Genomic DNA, 18,022 nt, shown 5'->3' on the forward strand with positions numbered 1-18,022 from the left:
ATTATTGGTATCCTATTTTATGATGCTATACCTATTAAAATAGCATGAAAAAAAGCGAAAATATGTTTTTACATTGATATTATTTTATCATTTTTACAAAGATTTGTACCGCAACCTCTATTTTTAACCCTTTTTCAAAACTGCCTGCATGAGTGAATTAGAAAATATTCTGAGAGAAATAACTCCACTATCTGCTGAGGACAGTTTTCTTGTGTTCGACAGGATCAAAGCATCATTTGATTTCCCTTATCATTACCATCCTGAAATTGAAATTAATTTTGTTTACAAAGGAAAAGGATACCGAAGGATGATAGGCGACCATACGGGAGAGATCGGAAACATAGAACTGGTCTTGGTTGGCCCCAATCTGCCCCATTGCTGGGCCAATTATAAATGCAAGAACAGAAAGACCCACGAGATCACTATTCAGTTCAATCAGGATTTTTTTAATCAGTCGATGATGCAGAAAAACATCCTGAAACCGATTAATAATCTGATGAAAGATTCGATCAGAGGGATTCTTTTTTCCACAGAAACGGCCGAAAAACTAAAAGATTCATTTCTCAATCTGTCAAAAATGAACAGTTTTGAATCTTTTATAGAAATTATGAAGATTTTGAATGAACTGGCCGTTGCAGAAAATAAGACACTTTTATCATCCTACAGCATAGAGCTGGAAACTTTTGGTGATAATGATAAAATGAAGATTATTCATGATTTTGTTCATAAGAATTTTGAGAATAAAATAACGTTGGACGATGCTGCTTCTTTGGTTAATATGAGTAATGTGACCTTTAATCGTTTCATAAAAAAGAGAACGGGGAAAACATTTATCAATTACCTTAATGAAATTCGGATCAGCTATGCTGCACGCTGGCTGATGGAAAAGAATCTGACGGTCTTTGAAATCGCTTTTGAGGCCGGTTTTAATAATATTGCGAATTTCAATAAGGTATTTAAGTCTATCAAAAAAACAACTCCTACAGAATTTAAAGAACAATTTAAAGGGGTTAAAAAAATTGAATAGTATTTCTTTACAATTGGTATCCCGGTTTCATCGGTTTCTTTTAATTTTTAAGATCTAAAGCAAAGTATTTTGTCTGATTTTGATAAAATACGAAGATCAATCCTCTTTTTTTAATTGATTGGGTGGTGTCTTATTTTATTGATATTGAGTGTGTTATTTGCTTTTTTTTGAAGTTGCTGAAAAAATAATATCGTTTTATGATAAAATAGTATTATATCAGACTGGTTACAAAATTTAGATTTGTCAATGTGAATTAAATCTTAAGAAAACTTTAAATATTTTAATGCGTAAACGATAAAATATTGCTAAAAAAACAATAGAATTTCGTATTTAAATATAAAGCAATGTAATTGATTCTCAATTAAATCTAACTATATCTAAACCTTATGAGAAAAGCAGTTATACCTATTCTGTTCGTTTTTTCACTTTCTGCCACTGCACAGGAGAAAAAAGCTTCTGACACAGCGAAGACAACCAGCATTCAGGAGGTCGTGGTCACCTCTTTGGGGATCAAAAGGCAGGCCCGTTCTTTGACGTACTCCAGTCAGCAGATTGGCGGAGATGAGCTGACAGAAGTGAAAACTCCGAACCTATTAAATTCAATCAACGGAAAAGTTTCCAATGTACAGATCAACAGAACCAATGGTGTAGGAAGCTCTGTAAGGGTGATTATGAGAGGGAATAAATCTGTAAACAATACACAGCCACTCTATGTGATTGATGGAATTCCTATTATCAACGGAACGGGAAAATCAGCAGATATCGGACAATATTCTAATATGCCGGATCCGGGAGATGTCTTAAGCTCAATCAATCCTGATGATATTGAAAGTATGAATTTCCTGAAAGGGGCTTCTGCTTCTGCATTGTATGGATCTGCCGGAGGAAATGGAGCTATTTTGATTACCACTAAAAAAGGACGTGCGGGAAAAAGCATAATCACATACAGTTCAAGTCTTACTGTAGATAGGGCTTATAGCCTTCCAAAACTGCAACACAGTTATCTATCTTATGATCCCTCTGTAGCAGGATCACAGCCAGGACAGGCTGTAGACAGCTGGGGAGCGAAAGGCTCATCTAAGGATTATCTTAAAGATTTTCTGCAGACTGGAACGACGTGGGTAAACAGCCTTTCTTTTCAGTCAGGGAATGAAAAGTCTACCAACTATTTCTCTATCGGGAATACAACCAACAAAGGAGTGGTTCCGATATCTTATTTTGATCAGTATAACATCTCTTTCAGAAATTCAAGTAAGTTTCTGGATGATAAATTAACGTTAGATGCCAACTTTATTGGATCTTTACAGGAAAGTAAGAACAGACAGACTCCGGGAGCGTCTTTTTCTCCTCTGACCAGTTTGTACTGGTTACCTAGAGGTGTAGATTTTGATCAATATGGAGCTAATAACTATTCCTATTTAGATAAAACCAGATTTTTGCCAGCTCAGAATTGGTGGGAAGTAAATCCGGATGGAAGCTTTAAGGGAAATCCGGTAACACAAAATCCGTATTGGATCCTAAATCGAAATCCTGTTACAGTGTCTAATAAGAATGCATATGGTGCACTTGCTCTTTCATATCAGATTAATCCATGGTTGTCTGCAAGAGTGAGAGGAAACTACAGCTGGAATACTTCTGATAGCCAGCGTGATATTGCTGCTTTTTCAGCACCTAGTTTACTGGCGAATGGGGTTAATGGCAGAATGCTTAAGAATATTTACGAAAATTCTTCTACCTATGGAGATGTTTTGTTAATTGGTAATCCTAAAATAAGTGAATCGATCTCATTAGATTTTACTGTAGGAGGAAGTGTCAATACAACAAGAAATAAGATCACGCAAATTGATAATGCCTATCTGGCAAATCCTAATCTTTTTACATTGAATAACCTTCAGTGGAGTACAAACAGAGCACCGGGAGACGGGTATCATCATACGTATACCAATATGAAAAAGCAGGTGCAGTCTGTATTTGCAAGTGCTTCCATAGGGTACAAGAATATGTTCTATGTGGATATGACTTTCAGAAACGACTGGGATTCTACTTTAGCTTTAACGGGAAGAACCGGGTTTGACTATGAGTCTGTAGGGGTGAATGCTATATTATCTTCTGTCTTCAAACTTCCGGAAGCTATTAATTTCTGGAAAGTAAGAGGATCTTATGCAACAGTAGGATTGGGATTGCCAACGAATATATCCAATGCAATGGTTGAATACAACAAAGGATATACCTATGGTGTAGATGCAGGAACGCTTGTATACCCTAAAAGCTCCTTTGCTACAGGTGCCGGCTTTGAAGATTTACTCCCAAAACCGGAGCTTAATAAAACTTTTGAAGCGGGAACTGAATTAAGAATGTTGAATAACAAATTAAGCTTTGATATCACTTATTATAACTCGAATACAAGTAACCAGTTATTGGAAACTACAATTCCGTCATATTTAGGAGGATTGATTCCTGGGTCATACTACTTAAATGCAGGGAAAATCCGTAATACAGGTTTTGAGTCTTCCTTATCTTATAAAGTTTTCAATTCGGAAAAATTCGGATGGACTGCTACTGTGAATGCTTCAGCAAATAAGAATAAGATTGTTGAACTATTCCCAACAAAGTTGAGTATTTCTCAAGAACTTCCTTTCTCATTGACAGGAGGAGGAGAATATACCAAACTTAAATTGGGAGGATCTTTCGGAGATCTTTACGGAATTAAGTTTAAAAGAGATGATCAGGGACGTATTTTAGTGAATGAGAAAGGGGTTCCAATAGGCGAAACTACTGTTTCTTATCTTGGAAACCCGAACCCTAAGTTTATTATGGGTTTCAATAACTCATTTAACATTGGTAAGCTTGGAATTTCTTTCCTTATTGATGGTAAATTTGGAGGTAAAGTTCTTTCTCTTACTGAGAAAGCCAATGATTTGTTTGGAGTAAGTCAGGCTACTGCTGATGCAAGAGATGCTGGAGGAGTGTCTATTCCAAATGCAGTATATGCACCGGGAACTCCTAATGCAGGGCAAGCTTATACCGGGACTACTAACGCGAAAGACTACTATAAAGCAGTTGGGACTACAGAAGGTTTTGGAAAAGGAATTGACGAAGTTTATTTGTATAGCGCTACAACAGTACGTTTACGTCAGGCTTCTGTTTCATATACCTTTGATATCAATTCAAAATATATGAGAAATGCAACGGTAAGTTTAGTGGGGACTAATTTATTTTTCTTCTATAAAAAAGCACCGTTTGACCCTGAACAGGTATCAGGAAACACGCCTGGAGGAGTAGGGGTAGATTCATTCGGACTACCGGTTACCCGATCTGTCGGATTATCATTAAAAGCGAACTTCTAACTTTTACAACTAAGAAAATGAAAATCAATACTATTAAAACATTGGTATTCGGAGCTGCTGTTCTGTTTTCTGCATCAGGATGTACCAATGACTTTGAACAATATAACCAGGAAAAACTGGGTGGACCAGAAAATTTTTACGCAGATTTTATCGCTATTGTTAACCCAATGAAATCCATACAGAGGGGGTTGCAGTCGGATTATCAGCTTTATCCTAACCTTAGTGCCGATATGTACAGTGGAATGTTCAGTACGGCAACTCAGTTTAATGGCGGGGTAAATAACCTTACCTATTCTATGATGGACGGGTGGAATAATAGGATTATTGCCAGACAACAGGATATTTTCAATTATTCTATCATCATTGATAATGCTGCTAAAGGTAATTATGCGGGAATAGATTTTACCGGAACATTTGCCGTTAAAAAGATTTTGAAAGTGATTACGGCAGCAAGAGTTTCAGACAACCATGGTCCTCTAGTATACAGTAAATATGAAAAGCCTAATCCTAACGGAGTTACTGATTTCGATTCCCAGCAGGATGCTTACAATTATTTTATTGCTGATCTTAGTTCAGCTATTACAGATTTACAGAAAATAGCGGCTACCCCGGCAACACAGAATGTAGAAGATAAAACTTCATTAAAAAGTGCTGACTTGGTGTATGGAGGAAATATGACTCAATGGGCAAAACTGGCCAATTCATTGAAGCTGAGGTTAGCTATGAGAATGAGTTATGCAGATCCGGCCAAATCAAAACAATATGCTGAAGAAGCATTGGCTTCAACCGCAGGATTTATTACTGATAATGTTGATAATGCATTGATTAATGTAGGACAGTCTGAATTAAGTTTTATTATCTATTCATGGGGAGATTGTTTAATAGGAGCGCCTTTGATGGCCTATATGAATGGATATAATGATCCAAGACTTTCTGCATACGCTATTCCTGCAAAAGACGTAGATGTTCAGGGGAAATACATAGGGGTACGCCAGGGAATTGATTTATTAAATGGAAAATCTACGTATGGTGCATTCTCGCAACCGCAGGCGAAATCAGCAGCTGGAGATTATTTTTCAGCAACCGATGGTAAAATGAAATTATTTACAGCTGCAGAAACATGGTTCCTGAAAGCTGAAGCAGCGTTGAGAGGATATACCGGAGCAGGTGATATTAAAATCAATTATACAACCGGAGTTCAGCAATCTTTTGGTGAATGGGGGAAAAGTGCAGAGGTTGGAACTTATCTTGCCAATACAACAGCTACGGAAGCTCCTTATGTTGATCCAAAAAATGCAGCCAATAACATAGATGCTGGAAATCCCCAATTAAGTACAATTACCATTGCATGGAATGACGGAGATTCTAACGAAAGAAAACTGGAAAGAATCATTACCCAAAAATGGTTGTCCCTTTATCCGAACGGACCAGAAGCATGGGCAGAGCAAAGAAGAACAGGATATCCTATCCTTTTTAAGGTAAGAAAAAATGACAGTGGAGGATTGATCAGTACAGAAGCTATGATCAGAAGGATTCCTTTCACTATTGACACTAAAACATCCTTGTATAACTATCAACAGGCGGTACAAACTCTTAGTGGACCTGATACCGGTGGAACCAAATTATGGTGGGATAAAAAATAATACACCACAATCACTCAACAATACAGAGGCATCTCAAATTTGCATTCACTCATTGAGGCTGGAGCGTAAAATCTCCAAAATTTATAGTTTCGTTTTATTAGCCGATATGAGCTTTTTGAGATGCTCTCTTTTTCTTTAGAATCTTATTTTTAAATATGGGAAAAAATAACTCCGGAACCCGTCGGATTCAGCCTATTCTCTGGATATCCACATTATATTTCGCAATGGGAGTTCCCTTTGTGACCATTAATGCGGTTTCAGGAATTATGTATAAAGATATGGGGGTTTCGGATTCGCAGATCACATTCTGGACCGCTCTTATTTTGTTCTCCTGGACGTTAAAACCCCTTTGGAGTCCTTTTCTGGAGATCTATAAAACCAAGAAATTCTTTGTTGTTTTTACCCAGTTTGCGATAGGAATTTTGTTTGCACTGATTGCATTAAGTCTGCCTTTAAACGACTTTTTCAAATACAGTATTGCCCTGTTTGCTGTGGTGGCATTTTGCGGAGCTACCCATGATGTGGTAGCAGACGGTACTTATATTGGCTTTTTGACCAATAAAGAACAGGCAAAATACATTGGATGGCAGGGTGCGTTTTACAATCTGGCGAAGATTATCAGTAGTGGAGCATTAGTCTATTTTGCAGGCTTTTTAGAAAAAACGAAAGGAGTAACCCATGCCTGGATGATCATTATGATTATTTATGCATTACTGTTTTTTGTATTAGCCATTTACCACTATCTGATTCTGCCTAAAGAGAACAAAGAAGAAGATCAGAAAAAAGATAAAACAGCTGGAAATATTCGTAAAGAATTATTGGAGGTCATCACTTCATTTTTTACTAAAAAGAATATTTTATGGTCGGTTCTGTTTATTATTTTGTACCGTTTTGCAGAGGGTTTTGCGATCAAAATTGCTCCCTTGTTTTTTAAAGCTCCAAGATCTTCAGGAGGATTAGGACTATCTACATCTGATATTGGACTTGTATATGGTACTTATGGTTCAGCAGCATTTATCTTAGGATCTGTTCTTGCTGGATATTTCATTTCAGCCAGAGGATTGAAGAAATCTTTGATATGGCTGTGCTGTGCATTCAATATTCCATTTGTGGTATATGCATTATTGGCCCATTATCAGCCTGTTGATCTTCTGCCTGTAGGTATTGCGGTGGTAGTAGAATACTTCGGTTATGGTTTTGGTTTTGTAGGACTGATGCTCTATATGATGCAGCAGATTGCACCTGGAAAACATAAAACAGCGCACTATGCCTTTGCAACAGGAATTATGAATCTTGGGGTAATGATTCCCGGAATGTTCAGTGGAATGATCAGTGACTGGATCGGGTACAAAATGTTCTTTATCTGGGTGTTGATTGCTACGATCCCGGCATTTGTGGTGACCTTATTAGTTCCTTTCCCTTATTCAGAAAATCAGAAAAAAGAATCAATCAATTCGTAAATAATTAAAATAAAAAAGTAAAAAATACTTTATGACAGCTCAATCAGTAATGATCCCTTGGCAGGATCGCCCGGAAGATTGCAATGATATCATGTGGAGGTTTTCCGAAAACCCGATCATTAACAGATATGCGATACCTACATCCAACAGTATATTCAACAGTGCCGTGATTCCTTTTGAAGATGGATTTGCCGGTGTGTTCCGTTGTGATAACAAAGCGGTGCAGATGAATATTTTCGCAGGTTTCAGTAAAGATGGAATTAATTGGGAGATCAATCATGATCCTATTGAAATGCAGGCAGGAAATACCGATATGATTGAATCCGACTATAAATATGATCCTCGTGTTACTTTTATAGAAGACCGCTACTGGATTACATGGTGCAACGGATATAACGGACCTACCATCGGAATTGGATATACCTTTGACTTTAAAGAATTTTTTCAGTGTGAAAATGCATTTCTACCCTTCAACAGAAACGGAGTGCTTTTCCCGGAAAAAATTAATGGTAAATATGCGATGCTGAGCCGTCCTAGTGATAACGGACATACGCCTTTCGGGGATATCTATATCAGCTATAGCCCGGATATGAAGTACTGGGGAGAACACCGTTGTGTGATGAAGGTAACACCTTTTGAAGACAGTGCATGGCAGTGTACCAAGATCGGCGGCGGGCCGGTTCCTATCAAAACAGAAGAAGGATGGCTGCTTTTCTATCATGGAGTGATCAATACCTGCAGAGGATTCAGATATTCAATGGGGGCTGCTTTGCTTGACCTTGAAGATCCTACAAAAGTATTGTACAGAACGAAACCTTACTTATTGGCTCCCGCTGAATTGTATGAGCTGACAGGGGATGTTCCTAATGTAGTTTTCCCCTGCGCAGCCTTGACGGAGGGTGATAAAGTAACCGTATATTATGGGGCAGCCGATACTGTAGTAGCGATTGCCTTCGGGTATATCTCAGAAATTATTGATTTTATGAAAAAGAATTCAATCTAAATATGTGATCATAGTGTTTTAAAAATATGAAAACCTGCTTAATCTCTCTGTTTATTGGGATTTTTGTTATGGTTTTCATATTTTTAAACCAACTTTTAAATAAAAAAGAACCTCGATACCTTTTATCATGAAAAAATCCCTGTTTATCTGCTTTTTTACAACTCTGATTTCGGTAACAAATGCTCAGCAAAATAAAAATAATGTTTTATCCTGGGTAGACCCGTTTATAGGTACAGGCGGACATGGCCATACATTTCCGGGGGCTACTACACCATTTGGGATGATACAGCTAAGCCCCGATCAGAATACAAAAAGCGGCGACTGGGACTGGTGCTCCGGATATCACTACAGCAGTAAAACGATCATGGGATTCAGCCATAATCACCTTAGTGGAACGGGATGGGCAGATCTTGGAGATATTCTGGTAATGCCAACGGTAGGACAGGTAAAAATGGTTCCCGGATCAGAAGAAAATCCGGAAATAGGGTACCGTTCAAAATTTACTCATGACAAAGAAACGGCATCACCGGGATATTATTCTGTAATGCTTGACAGTTATGGGATTAAAGCAGAATTGACCGCCTCACCAAGAGTAGGATTTCATAAATATACTTTCCCGAAAACAGATGAAGCCAATATCATCATTGATCCTACCAATAAAATCTTCGGAAATATTTATCACACTTTGGTAAGTATAGAAGGAAATAATAAAATAAAAGGATATTGCTACAGTGGCGGTTGGGGAGGAAAAAGATTTGCCTACTTCGTCATGGAATTTTCAAAGCCATTTAAATCTTACGGAGTTTATGCAGAAGGGAAAACAAAAAATAACGAAAAAATTGCTCTTGCTAAAGATGCTAAAGCTTTCGTAAGGTTTTCTACAGAAGATAACGAAAGTATTGAAGTAAAAGTGTCTCTATCTCCGGTAAGCACGGAAAACGCACAGGAAAACTTTGATACAGAAGCGAAAAATATAGATTTTGCAAAAGCCAGAGAAACAGCACAGCAAACCTGGCGAGATCTTATCGGCAGATTCCAGGTGACTGGGGGAACAGATAGCCAGAGAAAAATATTCTACACAGGTGTTTACCATACCTTCATTGCCCCTAACCTTTACATGGATGCCAATGGTGATTATGTAGCCGCTCAGGAAAATATGAATACCAAATGGTTCACCAACTACAGTACCTATTCATACTGGGACGGATTCAGGGCAACGCATCCATTACTTACCATTATGGATCAGAAGCACACCAAAGAATTTGCCAATTCTCTGATCAGCAGATATACAGATCGTAAAGATCATATGCCGATCTGGGAATTATGCGGATATGATAATTTCTGTATGCTAGGATATCACAGCGCTTCAGTAATCTGGGATGCTATTTCCAAAGGAGTTCCCGGTATTGATGCTGAAAAAGCCTTTGCGGCAATGAAAGATGCTTCTTTAACAGATAAAATGAGCAGCAGCGATGGTGGCGGAGGCCTTAATGACTATATCAAACTGGGGTATACCCCATCCGAGAACGGAGCTTCAGTTTCCGCAACATTGGAATATGCATATGATGACTGGTGTATTCAGCAGTTAGCCGAAAAATTAGGCAAAAAAGAAGAATCTGAAGTGTACAAAAAACGCTCTATGAACTTCCTGAATAGCTTCAATAAAGAAAATAAACACTTCTGGCCGAGACAGAAAGACGGTAAATTCTTAGCAGATTTCGCCCTTAACGACTGGAAAAAACTGCAGCCACACTGGGTGTCTGGAAATATCTGGGCCTATGATTTCTTTGTTCCCCATCAGATTGATGAAATGATGAATCTGTACGGAGGAAAAAAAAGCTTTGAAGAAAAACTGGATAAAACCTTCACAGAGGCATTGCATATGGAAGGAGAACAGCATGTAGATATTTCAGGATTCATCGGGTCGTTAGGATTCGGAGACGAGCCGGGGCATCATGTTCCTTATCTGTACAACTATGTGGGAAGCCCGTACAAAACGCAAAAAATGGTAAAATATATCCGTGACAATATGTATGCAGCCAAGCCGGACGGAATTGTCAATAATGAAGATTGCGGACAGATGTCAGCATGGTATATTTTCTCATCGCTAGGATTCTATCCTGTAACACCAGGGAAACCTGTTTACGCCATCGGAGCCCCACAATTCCCGAAAGCTTCTTTAACATTGGAAAACGGAAAGACATTTACGGTGATTGCAGATAAAATATCAGATAAAAACATCTATGTACAGAAAATCTTCCTGAACGGAAAAGAATACAAAAGCTGGGAACTGAACCACAGTGATATCATGAACGGCGGAGAGCTGAGATTTGTAATGGGAAGTAAACCTGTGAAATAAGACTAATAAAAATTAAACGAAACAAAAGTATCAATGGAAAGGAGAAATTTTATTAAAACAAGTGCATTGGCAGGAGCCGGACTGCTGTTTACTCAGAATGTTTTTGCTAAAAACCTGATCCTGGAGGATTTTCCAGTTGTCCGGGTTCCAAAAGACAAAAGACATTTTGCCAGTGAATCCGTGGAAAGTGCTATTGCAGCTTTTAAAAAGAAAGTTAAAAACAAAGAGCTAAGCTGGCTCTTTGAAAACTGCTTTCCTAATACATTGGATACTACTGTTTTCTATAGTGAAAATAATGGAATACCGGATACTTATGTGATTACTGGAGATATTGATGCGATGTGGCTTCGTGACAGTTCTGCGCAGGTTTTTCCTTATCTGCAGTTCTCCAAAAAAGACGAGAAACTTCACAAACTGATCTCAGGAGTTATTCATAAGCAAACAACATTTATCCTGAAAGATCCTTATGCTAATGCATTTTATAATGATGATCAAAAGATAAGTAAGTGGCAGGAATACGACCACACGGATATGAAACCGGGAACCCACGAAAGGAAATGGGAAATTGATTCATTGTGCTATCCGATCCGCCTGGCCTACCATTTCTGGAAAACAACAGGAGATACAAAACCTTTTGATGCCAACTGGCTGCAGGGAATTAAACTTACTTTGCAGACCTTCACAGAACAGCAGAGAAAAAAAGATCTGGGACCTTACAAATTTGAACGTACAACAGCCTGGGCTACTGATGGAGTTCCGATGGGAGGATATGGCTATCCGACAAAACCCGTGGGATTGATCAGTTCTATGTTCCGGCCAAGTGATGATGCCACAATCTATGGATTCCTGATTCCCTCCAATTTATTTGCAGTGGTAAGCTTACGCCAGGCAGCTGAAATGGTTTCCCAGATAAAAAACGAAAAAACATTGGCTCAGCAACTCAACAGCCTTGCTGATGAGGTAGATGCAGCCATCAAAAAATACGGAATTTACAATCATCCTGAATTTGGAAAAATATATGCTTTTGAAGTCAATGGTTTCGGAAGCTATAACCTGATGGATGATGCGAACTGTCCAAGTTTGCTGGGACTGCCTTATCTGGACGCGGTAAAAGCTGATGACCCTGTTTATCAAAACACAAGAAAATTTGTGTGGTCAGAAAATAACCCGTTCTTTTTCAAAGGAAAGCTGGCAGAAGGGATAGGGGGTCCGCATATTGGACTTGATATGATCTGGCCAATGAGTATCATTATGAAAGCGCTCACTACAAAAGACAGGAGTGAGATCAGAGGGTGCATAGATACCTTGCAGAAGACACATGGCGGAACAGGCTTTATGCATGAGTCCTTCCATAAAGACAATGACAAAAAGTTCACCAGAGAATGGTTTGCGTGGTCCAATACCTTATTTGGAGAACTATTATGGAAAACCTTTAATGAAAATCCGGATCTGCTGACATAGTCAACATTTTTATATCGCCGTTTATTTGAGATATTTTTCTTCAAAAAGGAGAATGTCAGGGGATTGCTGTATGAAATTTTAACACCTAAAACATCACCAAAATATTATACAATGAAAAAAAAATCCATCCTTACCGTACTGACTGCCATGATGCTTCAGTCTGGTTCTCTGATTAACGCACAACAGCTTAATCCTACAGGAATATGCTATGTGGAAGTGAATAACAACAACCTTCTGAATGCAGGAGCGTACAAACTGCAGACATCGAACAGCTATCTGTTTAATGTAGTGAATATTTTTGCCGCCAATATCAATTATGATGTCAGCCGAGGCAGAGCGTATCTTTATTCAAATAATAATGTAACCAAGGTTCTTACCAATGCAGATACCTACATAAAACCACTCCAGCAAAAAGGAATGAAAGTAGTGCTAACCATTTTAGGGAATCATCAGGGAGCGGGGATTTGTAATTTTCCTACCCGGGAAGCCGCAAGAGACTTTGCATTACAGCTTGCCAATACAGTGAATACCTATGGTTTGGATGGGATTGATTTTGATGATGAGTACTCCGATTACGGGCAAAATGGGACCGGGCAGCCTAATGACAGTTCTTTTGTAATGCTAGTACAGGAACTGAAAGCCCTGTTGCCGGATAAAATAATATCTTTTTATTATTATGGTCCCGCAGCTTCCAGACTTTCCTGGAATGGAATCCGAGTAGGAGATTATGTCAATTACAGCTGGAATGCGATGTATGGAACGTTCTCTGCCCCAAATGTACCTCCGCTCACTAAAGCACAGATTTCTCCAGCTGCCGTTTGGATGGGAAATACCTCCAATTCTACAACCACAAGCTTGGCAACACAAACAAAAAATGGCGGGTATGGAGTATTTATGTGGTATGATCTTCATGGAACCAGTGAGACAACACAGCTTTCGGCGGGAACACAAACGTTATATGGACAGCCAACGGTGTTAAGCGGAACTTTACAATCGTGGACACAGGGCACAAATTGTGATGCTCCAATCGGACTATACACAAGCAATCTTACAGGAACAAGTACAAAACTAAACTGGTCGGCAGTAGGAACAAGTACTTATGATATCGATTATAAACCGGCTTCCTCTACAACATGGACAAATGCAGCATCAGCTCTAAACTCTACTTCAGTAACCGTTTCAGGTTTAACCGCTAATACGGAATATGACTGGAGAATAAGAACTAACTGCAGTGTGAAAAGTGCTTATATGTTTGCTCCAAGATTTAACAGCGGATCGGGGACTACAACTCCTACAGGCTCCTACGCACTCGCTCTTGATGGAAGCACCGAGTCTGGCACTGCCGGAAATATTAATCTTAGCGGTTCGGCATTATCTTTTGAGGGCTGGATCAAACCTTCGTCTTTTAAATCTGCATCTCCCTATATTTCGTCAATCATGGGAACGGAGGTCAGCGACAGTAATTCTGCCTTTTTAAGATTGGGAGACGCTGGTCTGGCTAATAATAAACTTCAGTTTGTGGTAAGCATTAACAATGTACAGCAAAAACTGGCCTCAGCTACAGCTTTGAATGCCAATACATGGTATCACGTTGCCGCAACCTACGATGGATCTGCGATGAAACTTTATATCAATGGTATTTTAGACGCAAGCAAAGCACAAACAGGAAGTATCAATTCCAACGGAGCATTTAATGTAGGATATCTGTATAATACTTCCAGAAACTTCAATGGGAAAGTAGATGAAGTAAGAGTCTGGAAACGGGCATTAAGTCAGGCGGAGATCAGCCAGAATAGTTGTAATGTATCAGTTCCGGCTTCCTCTCTTGCTGCGTACTGGAAATTTAACGAAGGAAATGGTTCTACAGTTCAGGACACTTCAGGAAACGGAGTAACCTTAACATTAACCGGGGTGGATGCTTCCAATTGGGGAACAGATCTTCCTTGTACAACCGGAACTTTAAAATCGGCAAGAAATGCAGGAAGCCAGAAAACTGTCGATTCAGGAGACATCAATGTAAAGAATCAGATAAAGCTATATCCGAATCCGGTAAGTAAATCCTCATCCCTCACAGTTGCTGTACCACATGAATATAGCAGAGGAAAAATGACTGTTTATGATTTTAATGGAAGAGTAGTAGACACAAGATCACTGAATGCGGGTGATAATTCATTTGAACTGACCAGACTTTCATCAGGAAACTATATTCTTCGGTTTGAATCTCAGGATGGAAGCCTGAAACAAACAGAAAAATTAATGGTAAAATAAAAAAATAAGTCATTGGGCGTAGTCCCAATGATTTTTTCTACTATAAAATTAATATACTATGAGAAAAAAATCCTTTTTTATCCCTTTAATGGCCCTGATGCTCCAGTCGGCTCCGTTGCTTAAGGCGCAACAGCTAAATCCTTCAGGAATATGCTATGTGGAAGTGAACAACAATAATCCGCTGAATGCAGGTTCTTATACACTTCAGAATACAAATCGTCAGCTTTTTGATGTAGCTATTATTTTTGCAGCTAATATTAATTATGATGTTTCCAAAAGCAGAGCTTATATTTCAAACAATAACAACGTTACTAAAGTTCTGAACGATGTGAATACCTATGTGAAACCTTTACAGCAAAAAGGGATCAAAGTATTATTAGATCTTTTGGGAAATCACCAGGGGGCAGGAATTTCTAATTTTCCAAACCGTGAAGCAGCAAAAGATTTTGCTTTGCAGGTTGCCAATACCGTCTATACCTATGGATTGGACGGGGTAGACCTGGATGACGAATATGCAGGCTATGGCAACAATGGAACAGGCCAGGCTAATAACAGCTCCTTTGTAATGCTTTTACAAGAACTGAAAGCAGCAATGCCGGATAAGCTGATTACATTCTACTATTATGGCCCGGCAACAACAAGACAAAGTTACAATGGTGATCAGGCAGGAAATTATATCGACTATACATGGAATGCAATGTATAGTACCTATAATGCACCTGTTGTTCCCCCTCTAGATAAAACCAAAATTTCAGCTGCTGCTACCTGGATACAAAATTCAAATTCAGGGTCTACGTCAGCCACTACTTTGGCAAACTTAGCTACCAGTACAAAAAATGATGGTTACGGAGTTTTTATGTGGTATGATTTAGGAGGAACCAACGTTGCCAATTACCTGAGCACAGGTTCCAATATCCTTTACAATGAAAATACAGTCCTGAGCGGGCAGCTTTATTCATGGTCTCAGGGACAAGCTTGTGATCCGCCACTAGGGTTGGAAGTTTCCAATGTGACTGGAGCATCTGCTAAACTGAATTGGATCTCCAACGCTTCCCAATCTTATAATATTGATTATAAACCAGCCAATTCAATGGTTTGGACCAATGTAGCCAACAATTATTCAGGAAATAATATTATTGTGAATAACCTTACCCTGAATACGGATTATGACTGGAGAATACAGTCCAACTGCTCACCGACATTAACAAGCACTTATATTTTTGCTCCAAGATTCAACTCCGGAAATGGTTGCACCACTCCTTCAGGGCTCACTTCCGGAAGTTATCTTGGAAACTCCGCTCAATTGTCATGGGATGCTGGAACCGCGTCTTCTTATACTCTGCAATACAAAACGACAGCCGCTACAACGTGGTCTGAAATTCCAAATATTACCACGAACTCTTACTCGTTACAAAACCTGGCTCCGAATACCAATTATGTATGGAAAGTACAGGCTGCCTGTACCGGAGGAGCTACAAGTGCCTATTCAGGGGAAGGAGCGTTCAATAGTGGTTTTGTACCTGTTACAAGCCCCGGCCCAAGATCTCTTTCCTTTAACGGAAGTACCAATTACCTTAATGCAGGACAATTTAACCTGAGTGGAAATGCCGTAACTTTTGAAGGCTGGGTAAAAGTAAATGCCTTTAAATCAGGATTCCCTTACATTTCATCGGTAATGGGTATTGAAGTAGGAGACAACAACTCGGCTATGCTTAGATTTGGAGACGGTAACCTGGCGAATAACAAACTTCAGTTTATTTTAAGCTTTGGATCTGCTCAGGTGAAACTTAATACCAATACTGCCTTTAATACGAATACATGGTATCATATTGCTGCAACTTATGATGGAACTGCCATGAAAATCTATGTCAACGGTAATCTTGATGCAAGTACTCCTGTTACGGGTAACTTTACAGCAAATGGGATTCTTTATCTGGGAAGAAATTATGATAACTCACGCACCATCAATGGTTCTCTGGATGAATTCAGAGTATGGAAAAAAGCATTGACTGCTCAGGAAATTCTTGATAATAAATGTAATATAACTCCTGATTCACCAAATCTTGAAGCTAACTGGAAAATGGATGAAGGAAGTGGTAACGGAGCCCTGGATGCAACTTCAAATACTCATTTTGCAGCTTTGGTTAATATGACAGATGCCAACTGGGCAGCAGATGTACCTTGTACGGCTTCTCTGTCTGTGAAAGACATCGAATCAGGAAAAGAGAACAGTGGTGCTTATCCGAACCCGGTGAAAAGAGGAAATGATATTCATTTCACCATCTATTCTTCAGCTGAAGTATTATTGTATGATATTTCAGGTAAACTGGTAAAAAAACAAACGATTAATCAAAATAATAACACGATGAATACACAGGATTTAATCAGTGGTACCTATATTTACAGAATCACATCTGCCAATCAAAAAGCAGTGTCATCGGGTAAGATTATTGTGAAGTAAAACTCAGATCACGAAACCGTTAATAAAGACTGATGATATACAAAACAGACGGACAGGCAGTGAGCTCCTGTTGGTCTGTTTTTTCAGTCACAGAAAATAGCTTGAATTTAAAATATAAAATAATGCAGAATATAGTAGGAATCGATATTGGAGGATCACACATCACACTGGCTCAGGTTGATCCTGAAAAACGTGAGATAATTTCTTCAACGTATGTAAGGGAGCATGTTAATTCCTTTGATGGTAAAGAGGTTATCTTCTATGCCTGGGTTTCAGCCATTGAAAAAGCAGCCCATGATCTTGAAAAAAAGAATCTTTTAATAGGAATTGCAATGCCCGGACCTTTCGATTATGAAAGCGGAATATCGCTGATGCAGCAAGGAAAATTCATCGACATCTATCAGGTAAATATTAAAGAAGAACTGGCAAAAAGACTTGCTGTTTCTGAGGATCAGATTCATTTTGTGAATGATGCGGCGGCATTTATGGAAGGAGAAGTATTTGGCGGTTGTGCACAGCATTTCAAAAGCGTTTTCGGAGTAACGCTCGGGACAGGATTGGGAACCACTTTCTTCAATGGAGAATTTGCCACAGACGAAGATTTATGGGATTCTCCTTTTAAAGAATCCATCGCTGAAGACTATCTGGCAACACGCTGGTTTGTGAGTCGTTATAAAGAACTGACCGGAGAGGAAATTTCAGGAACCAAGGATTTACTGGATAAACCAAAAGCAGTACAGATGCAGATATTCAACGAATATGCAGATTCGTTCTCTGAGTTTATTACAAAATATGTTGATCATTATAAACCCGAAGCTCTGGTGATAGGCGGTAATATTGCAAAAGCTTATCCTTATTTTGAGCCAAGATTTATTCAAAATTTAACAAAGAATAATATTAACTTGCAGGTTAAAATTTCTGCCATATTTGAAGATGCCGCCATTCTGGGAGCGGCCAGCTATGCATTAAAAAAAGCTTTTATAAATTAACAAA

General features: G+C 38.8%; 10 protein-coding genes. All 10 read left to right on the top strand.

Going from position 1 to position 18,022, the window contains the following annotated elements; genetic code table 11:
• The first annotated feature begins 148 nt into the window (after positions 1–148).
• The 10 genes from AC27VX_RS01975 (at position 149) to AC27VX_RS02020 (ending at position 18,018) form a co-directional block, all read left to right on the top strand.
• A complete protein-coding gene (locus AC27VX_RS01975; RefSeq protein WP_236856929.1) occupies positions 149–1,027 on the top strand; it encodes an AraC family transcriptional regulator in 879 nt (292 codons plus the stop codon).
• Between the two features lie 386 nt (positions 1,028–1,413).
• The gene (locus tag AC27VX_RS01980) at positions 1,414–4,374 is read left to right on the top strand and encodes a SusC/RagA family TonB-linked outer membrane protein (protein WP_488693610.1); all 2,961 of its coding nucleotides are present in this window, start codon (positions 1,414–1,416) and stop codon (positions 4,372–4,374) included.
• A 17-nt stretch (positions 4,375–4,391) separates the two neighbouring features.
• Positions 4,392–6,017 (top strand): SusD/RagB family nutrient-binding outer membrane lipoprotein, encoded by a 1,626-nt coding sequence (locus tag AC27VX_RS01985; protein WP_488693611.1) that lies wholly within the window; start codon positions 4,392–4,394, stop codon positions 6,015–6,017.
• Between the two features lie 155 nt (positions 6,018–6,172).
• Entirely contained in the window at positions 6,173–7,477 is a 1,305-nt protein-coding gene (locus AC27VX_RS01990) for an MFS transporter (RefSeq protein ID WP_488693613.1), read from the top strand.
• A 31-nt stretch (positions 7,478–7,508) separates the two neighbouring features.
• Positions 7,509–8,480 carry a glycoside hydrolase family 130 protein gene (locus AC27VX_RS01995; protein ID WP_300687663.1) on the top strand — a complete coding sequence of 324 codons (972 nt, stop codon included), beginning with the start codon at positions 7,509–7,511 and terminating at the stop codon, positions 8,478–8,480.
• A gap of 127 nt (positions 8,481–8,607) precedes the next feature.
• Positions 8,608–10,839: a GH92 family glycosyl hydrolase gene (locus tag AC27VX_RS02000; RefSeq protein ID WP_488693615.1), complete on the top strand. Its 2,232-nt coding sequence runs from the start codon at positions 8,608–8,610 to the stop codon at positions 10,837–10,839.
• Between the two features lie 33 nt (positions 10,840–10,872).
• The gene (locus AC27VX_RS02005) at positions 10,873–12,300 is read left to right on the top strand and encodes a glycoside hydrolase family 125 protein (RefSeq protein WP_488693617.1); all 1,428 of its coding nucleotides are present in this window, start codon (positions 10,873–10,875) and stop codon (positions 12,298–12,300) included.
• Positions 12,301–12,411: 111 nt separating this feature from the next.
• Entirely contained in the window at positions 12,412–14,568 is a 2,157-nt protein-coding gene (locus AC27VX_RS02010) for an endo-beta-N-acetylglucosaminidase H (RefSeq protein WP_488693619.1), read from the top strand.
• A 58-nt stretch (positions 14,569–14,626) separates the two neighbouring features.
• Entirely contained in the window at positions 14,627–17,029 is a 2,403-nt protein-coding gene (locus AC27VX_RS02015; RefSeq protein ID WP_488693621.1) for an endo-beta-N-acetylglucosaminidase H, read from the top strand.
• A 122-nt stretch (positions 17,030–17,151) separates the two neighbouring features.
• The gene (locus AC27VX_RS02020) at positions 17,152–18,018 is read left to right on the top strand and encodes an ROK family protein (RefSeq protein WP_300687659.1); all 867 of its coding nucleotides are present in this window, start codon (positions 17,152–17,154) and stop codon (positions 18,016–18,018) included.
• Positions 18,019–18,022: the final 4 nt, after the last annotated feature.

The organism is Chryseobacterium sp. 14P4.3.2 (assembly GCF_057799275.1).